The 17,801-nt window shown below is 41.4% G+C and carries 18 protein-coding genes; 11 read left to right on the top strand and 7 right to left on the bottom strand.

Features of this window, described 5'->3' with window-relative positions:
- Positions 1-38 precede the first annotated feature (38 nt).
- The gene (locus tag OCK74_RS03865; RefSeq protein WP_279295677.1) at positions 39-860 is read left to right on the top strand and encodes a M57 family metalloprotease; all 822 of its coding nucleotides are present in this window, start codon (positions 39-41) and stop codon (positions 858-860) included.
- 109 nt (positions 861-969) lie between these two features.
- On the opposite strand, the gene OCK74_RS03860 is transcribed toward OCK74_RS03865, so the two are convergent.
- Entirely contained in the window at positions 970-1,920 is a 951-nt protein-coding gene (locus OCK74_RS03860) for a class I SAM-dependent methyltransferase (RefSeq protein ID WP_279295676.1), read from the bottom strand.
- Between the two features lie 59 nt (positions 1,921-1,979).
- On the opposite strand from OCK74_RS03860, the gene OCK74_RS03855 reads away from it, so the two are divergent.
- Positions 1,980-3,356, top strand: a complete 1,377-nt coding sequence (locus OCK74_RS03855) for an exonuclease domain-containing protein (protein ID WP_279295675.1) — start codon at positions 1,980-1,982, stop codon at positions 3,354-3,356.
- A gap of 10 nt (positions 3,357-3,366) precedes the next feature.
- On the opposite strand, the gene OCK74_RS03850 is transcribed toward OCK74_RS03855, so the two are convergent.
- Complete coding sequence (locus OCK74_RS03850; RefSeq protein ID WP_279295674.1) at positions 3,367-3,801, bottom strand: acyl-CoA thioesterase; 435 nt, start codon at positions 3,799-3,801, stop codon at positions 3,367-3,369.
- Positions 3,802-4,025: 224 nt separating this feature from the next.
- Between OCK74_RS03850 and bamJ the strand changes: the two genes are divergently transcribed.
- Entirely contained in the window at positions 4,026-4,769 is a 744-nt protein-coding gene (gene bamJ / locus OCK74_RS03845; protein WP_279295673.1) for a BamJ family beta-barrel-assembly machinery protein, read from the top strand.
- 135 nt (positions 4,770-4,904) lie between these two features.
- Here bamJ and cmk read toward each other — a convergent pair whose 3' ends face one another.
- Both cmk and OCK74_RS03835 read right to left on the bottom strand, forming a co-directional pair.
- Positions 4,905-5,597 (bottom strand): (d)CMP kinase, encoded by a 693-nt coding sequence (gene cmk, locus OCK74_RS03840; RefSeq protein ID WP_279295672.1) that lies wholly within the window; start codon positions 5,595-5,597, stop codon positions 4,905-4,907.
- 709 nt (positions 5,598-6,306) lie between these two features.
- On the bottom strand, positions 6,307-8,829 hold the full coding sequence (locus OCK74_RS03835; protein WP_279295671.1) for an ATP-dependent Clp protease ATP-binding subunit: 2,523 nt from the start codon (positions 8,827-8,829) through the stop codon (positions 6,307-6,309).
- Positions 8,830-8,917: 88 nt separating this feature from the next.
- Here OCK74_RS03835 and OCK74_RS03830 point away from each other — a divergent pair, with 88 nt between their 5' ends.
- From OCK74_RS03830 to OCK74_RS03815, 4 genes are all read left to right on the top strand, one after another.
- Positions 8,918-9,304 (top strand): STAS domain-containing protein, encoded by a 387-nt coding sequence (locus OCK74_RS03830; protein WP_279295670.1) that lies wholly within the window; start codon positions 8,918-8,920, stop codon positions 9,302-9,304.
- Positions 9,305-9,374: 70 nt separating this feature from the next.
- On the top strand, positions 9,375-10,244 hold the full coding sequence (locus tag OCK74_RS03825; RefSeq protein ID WP_279295669.1) for a fructosamine kinase family protein: 870 nt from the start codon (positions 9,375-9,377) through the stop codon (positions 10,242-10,244).
- A 43-nt stretch (positions 10,245-10,287) separates the two neighbouring features.
- A complete protein-coding gene (locus OCK74_RS03820) occupies positions 10,288-11,193 on the top strand; it encodes a ribonuclease Z (protein WP_279295668.1) in 906 nt (301 codons plus the stop codon).
- A 120-nt stretch (positions 11,194-11,313) separates the two neighbouring features.
- Positions 11,314-12,726: a sensor histidine kinase gene (locus OCK74_RS03815; RefSeq protein ID WP_279295667.1), complete on the top strand. Its 1,413-nt coding sequence runs from the start codon at positions 11,314-11,316 to the stop codon at positions 12,724-12,726.
- 73 nt (positions 12,727-12,799) lie between these two features.
- On the opposite strand, the gene dapA is transcribed toward OCK74_RS03815, so the two are convergent.
- The 3 genes from dapA to OCK74_RS03800 all read right to left on the bottom strand — a co-directional run bounded on the left by dapA (position 12,800) and on the right by OCK74_RS03800 (position 15,666).
- Positions 12,800-13,687 (bottom strand): 4-hydroxy-tetrahydrodipicolinate synthase, encoded by an 888-nt coding sequence (gene dapA / locus OCK74_RS03810; RefSeq protein ID WP_279295666.1) that lies wholly within the window; start codon positions 13,685-13,687, stop codon positions 12,800-12,802.
- A gap of 63 nt (positions 13,688-13,750) precedes the next feature.
- On the bottom strand, positions 13,751-14,740 hold the full coding sequence (locus OCK74_RS03805; RefSeq protein WP_279295665.1) for an acetyl-CoA carboxylase carboxyltransferase subunit alpha: 990 nt from the start codon (positions 14,738-14,740) through the stop codon (positions 13,751-13,753).
- 200 nt (positions 14,741-14,940) lie between these two features.
- Positions 14,941-15,666 (bottom strand): S24 family peptidase, encoded by a 726-nt coding sequence (locus OCK74_RS03800; protein ID WP_279295664.1) that lies wholly within the window; start codon positions 15,664-15,666, stop codon positions 14,941-14,943.
- Positions 15,667-15,782: 116 nt separating this feature from the next.
- On the opposite strand from OCK74_RS03800, the gene OCK74_RS03795 reads away from it, so the two are divergent.
- Genes OCK74_RS03795 through OCK74_RS03780 form a run of 4 tightly spaced genes read left to right on the top strand, consistent with a single transcriptional unit; the run spans position 15,783 to position 17,772 of the window.
- Positions 15,783-16,097 carry a hypothetical protein gene (locus tag OCK74_RS03795; protein WP_279295663.1) on the top strand — a complete coding sequence of 105 codons (315 nt, stop codon included), beginning with the start codon at positions 15,783-15,785 and terminating at the stop codon, positions 16,095-16,097.
- A 43-nt stretch (positions 16,098-16,140) separates the two neighbouring features.
- Positions 16,141-17,001: an AAA family ATPase gene (locus OCK74_RS03790; protein ID WP_279295662.1), complete on the top strand. Its 861-nt coding sequence runs from the start codon at positions 16,141-16,143 to the stop codon at positions 16,999-17,001.
- Positions 16,976-17,458, top strand: a complete 483-nt coding sequence (locus OCK74_RS03785) for a hypothetical protein (RefSeq protein ID WP_279295661.1) — start codon at positions 16,976-16,978, stop codon at positions 17,456-17,458. Before OCK74_RS03790 ends, OCK74_RS03785 begins: the two co-directional genes overlap by 26 nt.
- Before the next feature lie 11 nt (positions 17,459-17,469).
- Positions 17,470-17,772, top strand: coding sequence for a hypothetical protein (locus OCK74_RS03780; protein WP_279295660.1), 303 nt, complete (start codon positions 17,470-17,472; stop codon positions 17,770-17,772).
- Positions 17,773-17,801: the final 29 nt, after the last annotated feature.

Below are 17,801 nucleotides of genomic sequence, written 5' to 3'. Positions count from 1 at the left end.
CTTATCAATAATTCATCCCTTAAAAATTCGAAAACCACATGAAGAAGCTCACATTAAGTATTATTACTGTAGGTCTTTTAGTGACAAGTTTCGTATCCTGTAAAAAAGATGCCAAGCAAGCAACAAACAGCGTATCACAGGAAACATTGACGAAGATCCAGAATTTGGGATTTGGATCCCAGGAAGTACAAAAAATTGCCGGCGGCTACTTAGTTGAAGGTGATATCATATTAACTGAAAGCGAATTGAACAGTACTTCTACCTCACCTAATATGATTATTGCCCAGGAAGAGCAATACCGCACATTTAACCTGGTTAGCATTTCAAAACATCCTGTTATTAAAATAGCACTAAACAACAGCTCATCTCAGCATGAAGCAGCTTTTTCTGCAGCTTTAGATGAAGCTATCAGGCGCTACAATGCAGAAAATCTTCAGATTACCTTTCAAAGAGTGACCACAGGAGCAGATATTACTGTAGTTGCCTTTTATGAAAATAGCAGTACACTTGGATCAGCAGGCTTTCCAACCAGTACCGGTGCCCCATACAACCAAATCCAAATGAATACATACCACTATAGCACTGTAGTTGATCCAACCAATACCAACTACATTGCTACCATTATGTCACATGAAATGGGACATTGCATCGGACTCCGTCATACAGATTATATGAGAAGATCTTATAGTTGCGGTTACGGTGGAAACGAAGGACAAGCAAAAAATGGCGTTGGTGCCGTTCAAATTCCAGGTACTCCTTCAGGTCCGGATGCAAATTCCTGGATGCTTGCATGTATTGGAAGTGGTGTTAACCGTCCCTTCAATGCCAATGACAAAATCGCTTTAGGATTTTTATATTAATTTATTTTTGATAATCGAAAGAAACTGTTAAATTAGCATAAATAAGACACCCTTTTTATTATAAATATATGTTGATGATATAATAAGCCGCTGATAAACAGCGGCTTATTTATTTACTGATTTTAAAGCAATATCGATGAAGCTTACCTGAGAAGTCAAAAGGAGTCGTGACTTTTGTGATGTCTTTGATATTTGATGCTTTTATCTTTTCGTGCTCTATCTGAAATTTCCGGAAGTTTGTACTAAAGAACAACACGCCATCGGGACTTAATAAACGAACACATTCATTGATCAATTCTGCGTGATCGCGCTGAATATCCAGGAAATCGTCCATTCTCTTGCTATTGCTGAATGTTGGCGGATCCATCACAATGATATCAAAAGCGCCATCCTGCATTCTTCCCAATTCCTGTTTTACATCAGCATGTACTATTGAATGGCTTTTAAATTCAGGAAAGTTGAGTCTCATATTACGATCGGCCCAAACCAAATACGTTTTTGACAAATCAACCGATACCACCTCTTTAGCTCCTCCTGCTGCTGCGTAAACTGAAAAAGATCCGGTATAACAAAAAAGATTAAGCACCTTTTTATCTTTTGACAGCTCCCGAACCATCTGTCGCGTGACTCTATGGTCAAGAAATAAACCGGTATCTAAATAATCTACCAGGTTAACAATAAATTGTAAACCATTTTCTGTTACTACAAATTCACTTTTCGATTCTTCCAGCTTTTGATACTGACCCAACCGGCCAGCCTTGCGCTGTCTCATTCGAACATATATATCTTCTATCTTAACAGAAAGCACTTCAGACATTACAGCCTTACATTGCTCAAGCCACGCTTCATGGGCATCTTCCGACATTTCATGCCTGCGCTTATATTCAGCAACGTACAGCTTGGACTCATAAATTTCGACCAGCAAGGGAAATTCAGGCAAGTCATGGTCATAAACGCGGTAACAAGCAATGCCCTGCCTGGCTGCCTGCTTACTTAAATGTTTATAAACCTTTAGAAGTCTGTTGTAAAACATTAAAAATTTCTCATTCAATTGCTGCATTGCTAACTTTTTTAGAACTTCGATCTCTTTTCCTGAAATTTCAAAAGTAATCAAAGACGATGTATGCTATTGTAGATATTGAAACAACTGGTGGTTACGCTGCAGCAAATGGGATCATAGAAATTGCAATTCGCATTTTTGATGGTGAAAAGGTTACAGAAGAGTTTGAAACACTCATCAATCCTAATCAAACTATTCCTAAATACATACAGGCGTTCACAGGTATTTCCAACGAAATGGTGCAGGATGCCCCCCAATTTGAAGAAGTGGCGCAACAGGTTTTCACGTTGCTCCAGGGGAACATCTTTGTGGCCCATAATGTAAACTTTGATTACTCTTTCGTAAAAAGTCACCTGGAGCACTATGGTTATGGCTTCCATGAGAAAAAGCTTTGTACAGTAAGGCTTTCCAGGCAAATCTTTCCTGGCTTGCCATCCTATAGTTTGGGAAACCTTTGCCAGTCGCTGGAAATAGAGATCAATAACCGGCACCGCGCCGGTGGGGATGCCGGCGCCACAACGGTCTTATTTCAAAAACTCCTGGCAAACGATAAGGCCAATGCAATTGGAGCTAGCCTTTTAAGGAATTCAAAAGAACAGATTCTGCCTCCTAATGTTCCCAAACAACATTTTACCCAATTACCTTCAACGCCCGGCGTATATTATTTTCATGATCAAAAAGGGAAGGTGGTCTATGTAGGCAAAGCAAAAAACATCAAAAAAAGAGTCAACAGTCATTTCAGCAACAACTCTGACAGCCGGCAAAGACAAAACTTTTTACGCAATGTCTATTCTATTAGTTATAAGGAATGTGCAACTGAATTAATGGCCTCCATACTGGAGGCCGCTGAAATAAAAAGGCTTTGGCCCCTCTTTAACCAGGCACAAAAAGTCCAGGATGAAATCTATGGCATCTACGTTTACGAAGATCAGAATGGTTATCAGCGACTTGTGATTGACAAAAAAAGGAGGCACAGCCAACCTATTTGTAGTTTCCATTATAAAGTGGATGTACACAACTTCCTGAAAAAACTCATCACCAAGTTCGAATTATGTCCACGTTTGTGTTATGTACAAACCGACAATGAAAAATGCATTGGCATTGTAGAGAACTATTGTCACGGTGCCTGTGAACATCAGGAGCCAGCCTCCACTTACAATATACGGGTAGGTGAAGCACTGGCCTCTTTGAAAGAAAGACCTTCTTACATCGTATTTGATAAAGGCCTCCAGGAAAATCAATTATCCTGTGTCGTTGTAGAACAGGGTACATTGTTTGGCATGGGTTACATTGACCACACCATGAAAGATCATAGCATTGAACTATTAAAGGAACAGTTACAGCCTTTAAAAGATAATGCCTCCATCAGGCAGATTCTTCATCGTTATGCAGAACAAAATGCTCATAAAATAACATTTGTTTCTTACAATGGATAAAAGGCATCCATTATAACCATGCAAAATCTTTTGCCTGGGGCATTTCGCTAAACACTTTGTGTACATGCTCAGGAGGAGTAATCAGCTTTCTTTGCTGTGTATGCATCCAGGCGCCATCAACAGAAAGCCGGGCAGCAACAGTTGACTTATTTTTTATGATCTCATGTTGTATACTCCAACGGGAGAAATCAGGCCGGGCTTTGCTAAGCTGTAAAGAAATATGAATCTCGTCGCCCAGAATGATTTCCTTTCTAAATACACATTCTTCCCTGAATAGAATCGGCCCAATCTGAAGCTGGTACATTGCCTCTGCAGTAAGACCAAACTGATTTAAGAACTCAATCCTGCAAAAAGCCCCCCAATCGTAATAAACTGAGTGCCTTAAATGAAAGTTTGGATCCAGATCTGACCACCTGATTTGTACCAACCTCTTATAATCTTCCATATTTGTCGTTCTTTTTAAATTTTTCCTTGAAAAAGCGCTCATCGCACCCATTTGTTTCAGAATCTTAACAGCTTTTATGGGCTCTATTTATACTACACCTTTATTTTTGCAGATTCAGTTGCCAAATAAAATGCTGCAGCCGTGTAAAACAGCTACCCATGAACACTGTTTAAAACATCAAAACAAAAGCATTTTATAGAATTATTTAAAACAAAAGATTAAACATGAAGAAAACCGTAATTGCAGCTTGCTTATTTTGTGCAATTTCTGCTTCTGCCCAGGTAAAAAAGGCAGTCGCTCCAAAAACTCCTGCGGGCACAACAAAGACCTCTGTAGCATCAAAACCAGCAACATCAACGACATTAAAGAACCTGAACGATTCTGCCAGCTATGCCATGGGTATCAGCTTTGCTAATTTTTATGTTCAGCAGGGCTTTTCTAATATCAACGTTGCCCTGGTGAACAAAGCGATTGATGATGTAATCGGCAAGAAAAAAGTATTGCTTTCCAATGAGGAGGCCAACATGATCATGATGAAATATGTAAACCAGGCTCAGGAAGCTAAAGCGAAAGGAAACATTGAAGCCGGAGAAAAATTCTTGGCTCAGAACAAAACCAAGCCAGGTGTGAAAACAACAGAATCAGGCCTTCAATATGAAGTGATCAAAGAAGGTACCGGCGCTAAACCATTAGCTACCGATACAGTTACGGTTCATTATGCGGGCACACTCCTGAATGGTGAAGAATTTGACAACTCATATAAAAGAGGCGAACCTATATCGTTGCCTGTAAACGGCGTTATCCGTGGCTGGACAGAAGCCTTACAATTAATGCCACTTGGTTCAAAATACAAGCTGTACATTCCTTACCAGTTAGGATACGGCACACAGGGAGCAGGAGCAATCCCTCCGGGCTCAGTTTTAATATTTGAAGTAGAACTCCTTAAGATTAATGACAAATCGTCTTAATTTACTTTATAAATAAAAAAGAGGGTGTCTCAAAAGTAAAATGAAGGCGCTGAGAATCGCATAAATGAAAATTGATTCCACCCCCTACCCGAATAAAAAGAGGGTGTCTCTTACTTTTGAGACACCCTCTTTTTATTATGCATGCTCAATAGCTTCATGGGCCATTTTTAATGCTTTCTGAAACTGTTCTTTTGGAGTGAGTTGGGTATTATCCAGAATGATTGCATTGTCAGCCTTTCTCAATGGACTAATCTCACGATTGGAATCAATATAATCACGTAGCTCCAGGTTATTTTTTACTTCTTCCAATGTTATGTTGGGATTTTTCTCATAAAGCTCCTGGAACCTCCTTTCTACCCTTACTGCATTATCTGCAGTCATAAAAATCTTGAGCTCAGCATCGGGGAAAACGATGGTTCCTATGTCCCTGCCATCCATAACAATCCCCCTCTTCTCTCCCATTTTTTGCTGCTGCGCCACTGCAAATTCACGTACTTCCTTAATGGCAGCGATTTCACTAACCTTTTCTGCAATCACTAAATCACGGATCACATACTCAACATTCTCACTGTTCAGATACATTTCTGACTTTTCACTCTGAGGATTGTATATAAATTCCAGGCTAATGTTTTCTAAAGCTTCTTTAACAGCTTTTTTGTGCGTCCAATCAATATGATTGCGTAAAAAATAAAGGGTAATAGCACGATACATAGCACCACTATCTACATAGACATATCCCAAGGCATTAGCTAACTCTTTTGCCACTGTGCTTTTTCCACAAGACGACCAACCGTCAATCGTGATAATGATCTTTTTATTCTTTTTCATCAACTTCTACTTTTAAATCCTTCGATTCAACTTGGCAAAAATGAAAATAATATACTGAACAACAAAATAGAACCGCAGATCAAGGGGATTAGGAACGGATGAATTGGATTTCCGTGTAAGGAGCCAGTGGAATGGTCAATGGTGAATTGTGAATTGAAGGAAAGAGAGAGGGTGGGTAGAATGACGAATGGGGTAATGAGGTTTGGAGTTTGAAGTTTGAAGTTGGGGGTTCAAAACTTGGAGGGTGGGGATTGGTGTTGTACCTTTAGGCGCAGTTCCATTGCCTCCGTTCAGGGCTTTTTAGGGCGTTCTGCCTGTAGGTTGTTTTCCCCTTATTTATGAGCATTTGCTCAATTCAGATCGAAGCATAGTCGAAAGATGGTCGAAGGATAGTCGAAGGATGATCGAAGGATGGTCGAAGTAGCCTAGGCTTAGGTACGGCTGATGTATACCTAAAGTACGGCTTAGGTATGGAGTAAGTAAGGCGCAGCAACGAAGGATAATTTGGTTTTGAGCGGACAAACAGGACAAAGGCGGTCATTTTGCAGTCAAGGGGCAAAATGGTCAGGTGATTGTGGTGAGGGTGACAACAGAAATCGTGACATTGTATGTGGGAGGAACTTATTAGTTATTATGGCTGGTGGGAGATAATAAAAAAGGTGCTGACTCATATTCTGAATCAGCACCTTGTATTTTAGGGAAACCCAGTTTAAGCTTTCGCTTCTTCTACTGGCTTTTGCAGTTCAAACTTCAACTTGCCATTTTCCTTATCCAGGTCAGCCTTCAGTATGTCACCTTGTTTGATGTGCATATTAAGGATTTCCTCTGCCAGAGGATCTTCCAGGTATTTCTGGATGGCACGGTGCAATGGACGGGCGCCAAATTGCTGGTCATAACCTTTATCAGCCAGGAATTCCTTAGCATCCGGAGTTAATTCCAGACTGAAGCCCAGGTTGTTCAGGCGCTTCATAACACCTTTCATCAGGATGTCGATGATTTCAAAGATGTGCTCTTTAGTCAGGGAATTGAAGATAATTACATCATCTATCCGATTCAAGAACTCTGGCGAGAAAGTACGTTTCAAAGCTTTCTCAATTACTGCCTTATGGTTTTCGTCAGCATTTTGTTGACGGGCTTGTGTAGCAAAACCTACACCTTCTCCAAAATCCTTCAACTGACGAACACCAATATTTGATGTCATGATAATGGTAGTATTCTTGAAGTCCACTTTTCTACCTAAACCATCCGTCAACTGGCCATCATCCAGCACTTGCAACAGGATGTTGTATATATCCGGGTGTGCTTTTTCAATTTCATCTAATAAGATGACACTATAAGGCTTACGACGGACTTTTTCTGTTAACTGACCACCTTCTTCATAACCAACGTATCCCGGAGGTGCACCAATCAAACGGCTAACGGTGAACTTTTCCATGTATTCACTCATATCTATGCGGATCAGCGCATCTTCAGAGTCGAACATATGTCGGGCCAATGAACGGGCCAGCTCAGTTTTACCTACACCGGTAGGACCTAAGAAGATGAACGTACCAATTGGTTTTTTAGGATCTTTCAAGCCTACCCTGTTACGCTGGATAGCTTTTACTACTTTTCCGATTGCCTCTTCCTGGCCTACTACCATTGCCTTCATTTCATCACCCATCTTACGCAGCTTTTCCGTTTCTGCTTCCACCATCCGTTTCACAGGAATGCCTGTCATCATGCTAATCACCTCAGCTATTTGTTCCTCTCCAATCGGGTAACGTTTGTGCTTGCTTTCCTCTTCCCATTGAGATTTAGCCTTTTCCAGTTCTTCGCCCAAGCGTTTTTCAGTATCGCGCAAAGCAGCTGCTTCTTCAAACTTCTGGCTTTTCACGACTCTGTTCTTCTCAACCTTGATATCTTCTATCTTCTTTTCCAGATCGAGGACGTTCTGAGGTACATTGATGTTCTTTAAGTGAACTCTTGCACCTACTTCATCCAGCACGTCGATTGCTTTATCAGGCAACAGGCGGTCAGTGATGTAGCGGTCACTCAGCTTCACGCAGGCATCAATAGCTTCCTGATCGTAAATAACGTTGTGATATTCTTCGTATTTAGGCTTGATATTGTTCAATATCTGAATGGTGTCCTCTACACTTGGTGGTTCCACCATTACCTTTTGGAAACGACGGTCAAGAGCTCCATCCTTTTCAATGTACATGCGATACTCGTCCAAGGTTGAAGCGCCAATGCATTGGAGTTCACCGCGAGCCAAGGCTGGTTTAAAGATGTTGGAAGCATCCAGAGAACCAGAAGCTCCACCAGCACCTACTATAGTATGGATCTCATCAATGAATAAGATCACATCCCTATTCTTTTCCAGCTCATTCATGATGGCCTTCATACGTTCTTCAAACTGGCCGCGGTATTTGGTACCTGCCACTAAGGCAGCGAGGTCAAGAGAAATCACTCTTTTATCGAACAGTACCCTGGACACCTTACGTTGTACAATACGAAGAGCCAGACCTTCCACAATTGCGGTTTTACCAACACCAGGTTCACCAATCAAAATAGGATTGTTCTTTTTACGACGGGAAAGGATTTGTGAAACACGTTCGATCTCCTTTTCGCGCCCAACAATCGGGTCTAAAGTACCAGTCTCGGCCAGCTTAGTGATATCGCGGCCAAAATTGTCCAATACAGGCGTTTTACTCTTTGTGGCACCCGCCTGACGAGATTTTTGTTGTGAGTACTTTTTTTCATCATCAAAATCATCATCACCCTCTTCCTGATACTCAGCTCTAACGTCGTTGGACTTAACCATTCCTAGTTCTTGTCTAAAGATGTCGTAATCCACGTCAAATTGATTTAAGATTTGAGTTGCAATGTTTTCCTTGTTCTTGAGAATTGAAAGCATCAAGTGTTCAGTTTCTACTGTAGGACTTTTTAATGCTTTAGCTTCCAAAACGGTAACCCTGATTACTTTTTCAGCCTGCTTTGTCAGCGGCAAACTATTAATATTAGCAATGTTTTTACCAGTCTTATCTTTAACAGCCAATTCTACTTCCTTTCTCAGTTCATAAAGATCTACATTGAAGGTCTTCAAAATCCGCACCGCAGTATTATCACCTTCACGAATCAAGCCCAGAAGCAAATGTTCCGTTCCAATGAAATCGTTACCCAACCGCAAAGCTTCTTCCCTGCTGAACGAGATGATTTCCTTTACTTGTGAAGAAAAATTATTATCCATTTGTTTTCTAATTGCTTTATAACAATAATACGAATATTTTTGAGGGGAAGTTGAGCAATAATTGTTAACTCTTTTCCCCGAAGTAATTATGGAAGTCAAAACTGATACCAAAGAAAAATTTCATGCCATTCGCGTGGTATCCAGCCATTTAACTGCTAATATGGCAGCAGATCTATATGAACAACTTGCGCCTATTTTACAAACTAGTATTCCAAATGTAGTGCTAAATGTTAAAGATGTAAAACATTTAGATGAAGATGCAGCCGAACTTGTCGTAAAGTTACAACAACACTTTTATGATAACAATGCCTCTTTTGTGATCTGCAATATAAACCGCGAGGTAGAAGACTTTTTAGAAAAAGCAAATTTGCTTGAGTTGATGAACATCACGCCAACTGAAAGTGAAGCCTGGGATATTGTGCAAATGGAAGAAATTGAAAGAGAGCTGTTAAATGATGAGGGAGATGAAATCTAAATTTTATTACAGTTAACTTATAGTAATTAACCACGACAGGAGTCAATTCAACTACTCCTCTTGTACTTCTATGAACCCTACCTTACACAATATTATTGCACAAAATTTAAAGATTCCCGAAGGAAGTTTACATTTTGAATTGGTAGGTGGGGGCAGCATCAATGAGACTGGAAGGCTAACAGCTGATGGCCAAAACTTTTTTTATAAAATCAATAATGCATCAAAGTTTCCCCATTTGTTTCAAAAAGAAGCCAATGCCCTAAGGTATATTTCCAGCCAAAAAATTATTAAGGCACCTGGAGTATTACATTGTATAGAAACAGAATCGGAACAAGTCCTGATATTGGAATGGATCAAAAGTGGTACTAAAACTCATCAATTCTGGAAATCATTTGGTTCCCAACTGGCAGCACTGCATTCCATAACAAACAGCCATTTTGGGTGGGAAGAACAAAACTATATGGGCAGCATAGAGCAGTCCAATCCATGGACGGAAGACTGGAGTTCTTTTTTTGCCAGCCAGAGGTTGATGCCCTTGGCAGAGCGTTGCCTGCAGGCGAATCTTTTAACAGTTAAACATCACCAGAAGCTAGAAAAGGTTTGTGATCAATTGAGTGCTGTTTTTGAACCGGAGCCCCCTGCCCTACTGCATGGCGATCTTTGGAGCGGGAACTTTATGTGCAACGACAATGAAGAACCTGTCTTAATTGATCCTGCCATATATTTTGGTCACCGTTCTATTGACCTTGCAATGACTACACTTTTTGGAGGATTTGACAAAGCATTTTACGAAGCTTATCATTATTATCTTCCTTTGCCGAACAACTACCAAGAACAATGGAAGATTTGTAACTTATATCCATTATTGATTCATCTGTATTTGTTTGGCAGCAGTTACCGCCCACAAATCGAACAAACCCTAAGTAACTTTCCGGTTTAGTTAGGATAAAGCGAGTGTACTGCATTAACCTTAATTTTATGAAATGCTATCGGTGACGATTTTAGGGAACAATTCTGCAGTCCCGGCCTACAACCGGCATCCAACCAGCCAGGTAGTTTCGCACGACGGAACAAGTTACCTTGTTGATTGCGGTGAAGGAACGCAAATCCAGATGATCCGATATAAGATTCGCCGCAGCAAAATTTCGCAAATCTTTATCTCACACCTGCATGGCGATCATTATTTTGGCCTGGCGGGATTGCTCAATTCATTCAATTTACTTTCACATACAAGTGAATTACATGTCTTTGGTCCGTCTCCTCTACAGCAGATCATTGAATTGCAGTTTGCCGCAGCACATACGCATATGTGCTACCCGTTGCATTTTCACACACTGACGCAAAATGAAGTTTTGGTTGATAATGATAAGATCAAGATCAGTTGCTTCAGAACGGATCACCGTATAGAATGCTATGGCTTTGTTTTTGAAGAAAAAATGAGTAAAAGAAAGCTGCTCTTAGACAGGGTACGGCAGTTACGTATCCCCGTAACTTTTTACAGTAGCCTGCAAAATGGCCTGGATTACATTACATCAAGAGGAGAAAGAATAAAGAACGACACTGTAACTGCTGCGCCTGAAAGAGGGAAAATATATGCCTTCTGTGCGGATACAAGGTATGATGAATCCATTATCCCCCATATAAGCGGCGCAGATATGATTTACCATGAAGCCACTTATCATGATAATATGCGTGATAAAGCTTATGAACGTTTTCATTCCACCACCAAACAGGCAGCAGTCCTTGCAAAGAAAGCTGGGGTAAGAAAATTACTCATTGGGCATTTCAGTTCAAAATACAATTCGCTGGATACTTTTCTGAAAGAAGCTAAGGATGTTTTTCCCAATACAGACCTGGCTTTAGAAGGTTTAACCTATGAAGTACACTAAGTGAAATTCTTTAAGTGATACATATTAAGATATGGTAATGATTAAAACTTTATAGAGGGAATTAATTTTTTAGCACAGTTTTCGCCATAGGTCCGACACTATCAATCTAACCATCAACCTATGAAAGAAATATACCTGCCAACCAGAATTATCAAATGGATATTTGCAGCGGCCGTCGTCGTTCTTTTATCCATTTCAGTAATTCTTTATTTGAGCTTTAGCAACCTTTTCGCCTCTTATAACCTACTCAATCAAAGCAATTCCATTACACTAAAATTGGAGCAGGTCATTTCTTACCTGAAAGATGCAGAGAATTCTCAGAGAGGATTTTTACTAACAAACGATTCCATGTACCTTGAACCAAGCCGGGACTCACAGAAGAAAGTATGGCAACTCATGTACGAACTGGAAAATATGATTTCCGAGCCCCACCAGGAAAAAAACTTGTCAAACCTGAGAAGATTAACTCTTCAAAGATTTCAAAGGCTAGATTCAACAGCTGTTTTTTATGCGCAAAACCACGAGCCAGCCAGGAAACAAATGGCCCTTTTACAAAGCAATGTTACTATGGACAAGATCCGTCTGCTGGTCAGCAAAATGCAGACAGAACAGATGAATGCATTTATGGAAAGTGATAAGGAAAGAAAGAAGTATAGTCAGTTTACTCCAGCCCTGGCCATAGCACTGATCATCACAGCTCTTATTATTATTTCTGCTGCTTTTTATCAACTTTCCAGACAGCTCTCTATTTCCAATAATTTCCAGAAACAATTATCCCAAAGCAATATTGACCTGGAAGAGAAAAAGAATGAGCTGGAGCAATCAAATGAGGAGCTTGAATCGTTCAACTATATTGCCAGCCATGATCTTAAGGAGCCTGTACGGAAAATAAAAACTTTCAGCAGCATGATCATGGATGTAGATTATCATAAACTTTCAGAAAAAAGCAAGCACAACTTCCAACGATTGGTATTTGCCGCAGATCGTTTGCAGCTATTATTGAATGATCTTATGGCCTATACAAGGGTAAGTGCAGCAAAGGAAGATTTTTCAGAAGTAGACCTTAAAAGCGTGTTGCAGGAATTGCGGGAAAGTATGAAAGAAAGCATTGAAGAAAATAATGCTGTTATTGAAGCTCCCAACTTGCCAACGATCAGGGCGATCCCTTTCCAGATTACGCAACTGTTTGAAAACCTGATCAGTAATTCGCTAAAATACCGCAAAGACTGGGAGTCTCCTTATATTACTATTCAGTGCAGCATCGTTGATGGCGAAGAAAAGCCAGAACAGATTACCGGAAGCCAAGAACATTATCATAAGATTGTTTATAATGACAATGGCATTGGCTTTAGCCAGGAATATGCAGAAAAGGTTTTTGAATTATTTTCCCGGCTACACAGCCAAAGTAATTATCCCGGAACTGGTATTGGATTGACCATTTGCAAAAAAATAGTACAAAACCACAAAGGCTATATAAAGGTTCAGAGTGAAAAGGATAAAGGGACGAGGTTTGAAATTTACTTGCCAGTTTGAGTCGGAAATAGAAAAACAAAGCCCCGGAGCTTGGAAACATCCGGGGCTGTCAATGAATAATTTATACCAGGACTTATTGTAAACTTGCCAGGAACTTCTTTACCTGCACATGAATGCCTTCACTTAGCGGCACCAACGGCAGTCGCAATTGATTATCTATAACTCCCAATTCATATAAGAATGCTTTTACACCGGCGGGGTTATTTTCTGCGAACAGCAGGTCAAAGCCTTCAAGTAGCGAAAAATGCAAAGATTGAGCTTTTTCAAAGTTGCCATTTAAAGCTTCCAGAACCATGGCACAAAAATCTTTAGGGAAGCAGTTGGCTGCCACGCTGATCACGCCATCAATTCCACAAGCGATCAGCGGCAAGGTGGTATGATCATCCCCACTGGTTACCAGGAAATCTTTTGGCTTATCCTTAAGGATGTGCATACATTGGATCATGTTGCCACTAGCCTCCTTGATACCTGCAATATTCTCTACCTCTTTCGCAAGGCGCAATGTAGTTTGAGCAGATATATTAGAGCCAGTGCGGCCGGGAACATTGTACAAAATAACCGGCTTTGGAGCGGCTGCGGCCAAAGCTTTGTAATGCTGGTAAATGCCTTCCTGTGAAGGTTTATTATAGTAAGGGCTAGCGGATAAAATAGCAACAGCTTTTTCCAGGGGAAAACTTTCTATTTCCTTGATCACCTCTTGTGTGTTATTACCACCGATTCCAATCACCACAGGAACACGTCCGGCAACGGCATCACAAGTACGATTGAAGATTTCCAGCTTTTCTTCCTTTGACAAAACGGGAGTTTCGCCGGTAGTGCCCAATGAAACCATGTATTGTGCACCGCCATTGATAACGAAATTTATCAGCTTATCTAAAGCATCGTAGTCTACCGAATGATCTTTTTTGAATGGAGTAACTAAAGCCACACCAGTTCCACGCAATAAAGCTTTTAAAGACATAAAAAAATTACGAGTTACGAATTACGAAAACAATTTGTTTCTGTCAGATCCTTTGAAATCACATTAGCCTTGCGCTTCGGTGTTTGCTTCCTCCCAGAATCCCATTTTACTAAATTTCTCGATCCGCTGATTCACGCGATCTTCAACCGGTATTTGTTTTATTTCCTGCAATACCGGTAATATAAAATCTTTTAACATTTGAGCAGCCTGGTTATAATCCCAGTGCGCCCCGCCATCAGGTTCAGGAATGATTCCATCGATCAATCCAAAACTAAGCATATTATCAGCTGTCAGTCGCAATTGGTCGGCGGCCACCTGTTTCTTTTCCCAGGTACGCCAAAGGATTGAACTGCAACTTTCCGGCGAAATTACCGTATACCAGGTATTCTCCATCATAAAAACCCGATCACCAACGCCGATGCCAAGAGCGCCACCAGAAGCACCCTCGCCAATGATGACGCAAATTACCGGTACTTTCAGGCGGATCATCTCATATATATTGCGGGCAATCGCTTCTCCTTGTCCCCTTTCCTCAGCTTCAAGCCCAGGATAGGCACCTGGGGTATCAATAAAAGTAATGACCGGTTTGTTGAATTTCTCGGCCAGTTTCATCAGCCGCAGTGCTTTGCGGTAGCCTTCAGGATTGGCCATCCCGAAGTTGCGCAGCTGGCGCGCCTTGGTGTTGATCCCTTTCTGCTGACCAATCACCATAACGGTTTCTCCTTCCAACTGGCAAAAGCCACCCACCATAGCCTTATCGTCCTTTACATTGCGGTCGCCGTGCAGCTCCACAAAGTTGGTCATCATCTTGTCGATGTATTTCAATGTGTAGGGACGGTCCGGATGGCGGCTTAACTGCACACGCTGCCAACTAGTCAAATTTTGTGTGAGCTCCTTTCTTTTTTCCAGGATATTCTCTTCCAGGCGGGCAATTGTATCTGAATAATCAATTTTTTTGTGCTCCGAAGTATGTTTTAATCGCTCAATTTCATCTATTAAATCCTTAATAGGTTTCTCAAAATCTAAAAACTGTCGGTTTGCATTAGAAGGCATAGGTACATTAATAAAGGCGCTAAAATTAAGGAGAAATATATTATTCGAATCAGGATTTGTCCGAACCAGAATTTGGAAGGGCTGCACTACCAACAAACGGTTCAGACAAGGCACAGAAGATATGCCGGCAGCAATGGCGGGGGAACCATGCAAAGAAGGCAATGGCAGACCTAGAAAATATGTACCGATTTTGAAGAATATTATTCCGCCAGAAGATGTTCCGGAACCGGAACCTTAGCATGAATATGGCGACGGAAGATCCAAAGCTCCCTGATGTCACTTACCGGAATGGTTTTATGAGGAAAAACCTCTGTATTATCACTTACCAGGATCCACTCCCGGCTAGATTGACGGATGATTCTTTTCACCAGCAGGGAATCTGCTGTGAGGATCACATAGACATTCAAATTCTTGATATCCTGCCAATCTTCTGCATGTACCATGCTGGCCAGGATTACATCCCCAGAAGAAAAGGTAGGCTCCATACTATCTCCGTCGATCTCAAAATAACTCCATTGAGCGCCCCCTGGGTGGACACCTGGTGGCAATGAATATTTTTCAAGACTTTCGATGAAGTCTACCTGCTCATATCCTTTCACATAACCAGCCTGAGCCTTTACTCCTACCAGGGGCACCCAAACGGTCTTTCTTTCCACTTTTTGCTCGCGCCGCTGCACATGATAAGGAAGGGAAGATACTTCAGAAGTTACTGGTTGTCCGATGACAATTGCATCCTGTGAATAAAATTCACTCTCCCGCTCCCTCACAAATTTTTCAATGCGTAAAATCGTGCTCCGACTGACCTTTGTTTTGCCCTTTTCGATCTTATTTACCAACTCGCGCGTAATGCCCAAAGAGAGCGCAAACTGCTCCTGGGTCATACTATATAACTCTCTGATTTTCTTGATGTTATGAGCAGAAAACATAGCTGTTAAGCAATTGTGAATATAAATGTGAATTTCGTGTGGATAATGTGAAATTTTGTAACTTTATCCTTCACAAATTTAGAGCAAAAATTCACATTTCCAAACGAAACAAGCACATGAAACAGAAAGTGACAAGGGAGTTTAGTTTTCACTACCCACTCACACAAAAGGTTGTGCGCAATTACCGCATAGTAACCGAACGAGTTGGTGACCTAGTGGTGGAAGGAACGGCATATTTCAATCCGGCTGTTTCGCCTTTTGATACAGAAAACAGCAGGTATGATGTGGATATAGACTTTATTAAATGGAACGACACTGATATAAAACCAGTCATTGAAGTATCAGGGATGCTGGATGACATTACTGAAGCAGCTATCCGGTATGTTCCCAGCCTGTTTCTCTCCAAACCAGCCAATGGACTTGCTGCTTAAAGATTTTCTCCTGACAGATTACTAAAAAACTATTGAAAACACCATGAAATTAAGAAAAGCGACACGTCAAAAAGCAAAAATACGCCTTGGACTTTCTGCAGTAAGCGGGGGTGGTAAAACCTATTCAGCCCTTTTAATTGCTCACGGCATTAGTGGAGACTGGAATAAGATTGCCATTATTGATTCCGAAAACAGCAGCGCGGACCTGTATGCCCACCTGGGCGACTTCAATGTACTTCCAATGACAGCCCCTTTTACTCCTGAAAAATATGTGGAAGCGATAAAGGAATGCGAGAAGGCCGGCATGGAAGTAATCATAGTAGACAGCATCTCCCACGAATGGGATGGCAAAGGTGGTTGCCTGGAAATTGTGGAATCATTGGGTGGCAGATACCAGGACTGGGCGAAAGTAACCCCACGACACCAGTCATTCATTGATGCGATCACTCAAAGCACCAGCCATATCATCACCACTGTACGCCGTAAACAAGATTATGAAATGATCAAGGACAATAACGGCAAGTTAAAGGTGGAGAAAGCCGGCTTAAAAGAAGTAACACGCGAAGGTTTTGAATATGAACTAACCATTAACCTGGAATTGGATATCAATCACAATGCTACTGCCAGCAAGGACAGAACAGGCATGTTCATGAACAAACCAGCTTTTGTGCCAACTGAAAAGACAGGTGAACTGATTCACCAATGGTGCGAACAAGGTGAAGAAGCGTTCAAGGTACAACCCGGAAGTGAATGGCATGAGCGCATTCAGCAATGCAAGACTCAAAAAGAACTGGTGGAATTATACAATAAGTTTAAAACCGATGTGGATGTAAATCCGATTTTACAGCAATTAATTTCTAACCGTAGAAACCAGATTAATGGCAAAACACTTAACGCAGCATAACCCGTTACCGGCGATTCGCGAGGGCCTGACGAAAACTCAAATCAGCAAACTGGCCAGGCAATCGGTAGAGAATGTCCTGGAAGATAATAGCTATATTTTCCAGGTAGCTGAAGCTATTGCAGCCATGGAAGAATTTGCAAAGCAGGTGAGAAGGGATGAAAGGTTTGTGGAAATATTGCGCGACGAGATCATCAAGCATAATGGCAAAGCTGCAACACCCTCTGGCGCCAAACTGGAAATCTGCGAGGCAGGCGTAAACTATGATTACTCCCAGGATGCAAGCTGGCGCTCTTTGGAGCAAGAGATCCAGGAACTCACAGAGAAGCGAAAAGCATTAGAAGAAAAGCTACGCCGGATTGCACCAGGTAAAATGTGGGTGGATAACGAAACAGGGGAAGTTTTTGAAGGCCCTTTAAAAATTTCGAAGTCTACATACAGAATCACGTTGGGCAAATAAAATAAGCGAACATGAAAACCATCACTCAAGATTGTATTGACATTGTGAAAGAACTGGCGGGGCACGAATACTTGTACTTCGACACCGCCCTGGAGGTTAGAACATCTCCGCACACTTTCCCCTTCCAGGCCTGGGGCGTTTGCGCGAGTCCCCAGGACGAGCTGTATGTCATGGATGGAAACCAGGAATGGCACAAAATAGAACCCAATGTGGGCAATGCTTATCTGGTTTTGGGGAGCCTTTACCAACGCCTGCAGCTACTCAAAAGGAAATTTCACCCTCACTCCTTAAAAGGGAGGAGCAGCGCGGCATAGATTCGCAATGTAAAGTGTAAGTAGCATAG

This window comes from Paraflavisolibacter caeni, assembly GCF_025628885.1.
Lineage (GTDB): Bacteria > Bacteroidota > Bacteroidia > Chitinophagales > Chitinophagaceae > Flavisolibacter > Flavisolibacter caeni.
The sequence above is the reverse complement of the archived record's forward strand: the minus strand, read 5'-3'. Positions and strand labels throughout refer to the sequence as shown.

Bases quoted from the DNA above. Each gene is read 5' to 3' on its own strand.
- OCK74_RS03815 (WP_279295667.1), top strand. From the start codon at position 11,314: ATGAAAGAAATATACCTGCCAACCAGAATTATCAAATGGATATTTGCA.
- OCK74_RS03830 (WP_279295670.1), top strand. From the start codon at position 8,918: ATGGAAGTCAAAACTGATACCAAAGAAAAATTTCATGCCATTCGCGTG.
- OCK74_RS03780 (WP_279295660.1), top strand. From the start codon at position 17,470: ATGAAAACCATCACTCAAGATTGTATTGACATTGTGAAAGAACTGGCG.
- OCK74_RS03805 (WP_279295665.1), bottom strand. From the start codon at position 14,740: ATGCCTTCTAATGCAAACCGACAGTTTTTAGATTTTGAGAAACCTATT.
- OCK74_RS03835 (WP_279295671.1), bottom strand. From the start codon at position 8,829: ATGGATAATAATTTTTCTTCACAAGTAAAGGAAATCATCTCGTTCAGC.
- OCK74_RS03855 (WP_279295675.1), top strand. From the start codon at position 1,980: ATGTATGCTATTGTAGATATTGAAACAACTGGTGGTTACGCTGCAGCA.
- OCK74_RS03860 (WP_279295676.1), bottom strand. From the start codon at position 1,920: ATGCAGCAATTGAATGAGAAATTTTTAATGTTTTACAACAGACTTCTA.
- bamJ (WP_279295673.1), top strand. From the start codon at position 4,026: ATGAAGAAAACCGTAATTGCAGCTTGCTTATTTTGTGCAATTTCTGCT.
- dapA (WP_279295666.1), bottom strand. From the start codon at position 13,687: ATGTCTTTAAAAGCTTTATTGCGTGGAACTGGTGTGGCTTTAGTTACT.
- OCK74_RS03785 (WP_279295661.1), top strand. From the start codon at position 16,976: ATGGCAAAACACTTAACGCAGCATAACCCGTTACCGGCGATTCGCGAG.
- OCK74_RS03795 (WP_279295663.1), top strand. From the start codon at position 15,783: ATGAAACAGAAAGTGACAAGGGAGTTTAGTTTTCACTACCCACTCACA.
- OCK74_RS03865 (WP_279295677.1), top strand. From the start codon at position 39: ATGAAGAAGCTCACATTAAGTATTATTACTGTAGGTCTTTTAGTGACA.
- OCK74_RS03820 (WP_279295668.1), top strand. From the start codon at position 10,288: ATGCTATCGGTGACGATTTTAGGGAACAATTCTGCAGTCCCGGCCTAC.
- cmk (WP_279295672.1), bottom strand. From the start codon at position 5,597: ATGAAAAAGAATAAAAAGATCATTATCACGATTGACGGTTGGTCGTCT.
- OCK74_RS03825 (WP_279295669.1), top strand. From the start codon at position 9,375: ATGAACCCTACCTTACACAATATTATTGCACAAAATTTAAAGATTCCC.
- OCK74_RS03790 (WP_279295662.1), top strand. From the start codon at position 16,141: ATGAAATTAAGAAAAGCGACACGTCAAAAAGCAAAAATACGCCTTGGA.
- OCK74_RS03850 (WP_279295674.1), bottom strand. From the start codon at position 3,801: ATGGAAGATTATAAGAGGTTGGTACAAATCAGGTGGTCAGATCTGGAT.
- OCK74_RS03800 (WP_279295664.1), bottom strand. From the start codon at position 15,666: ATGTTTTCTGCTCATAACATCAAGAAAATCAGAGAGTTATATAGTATG.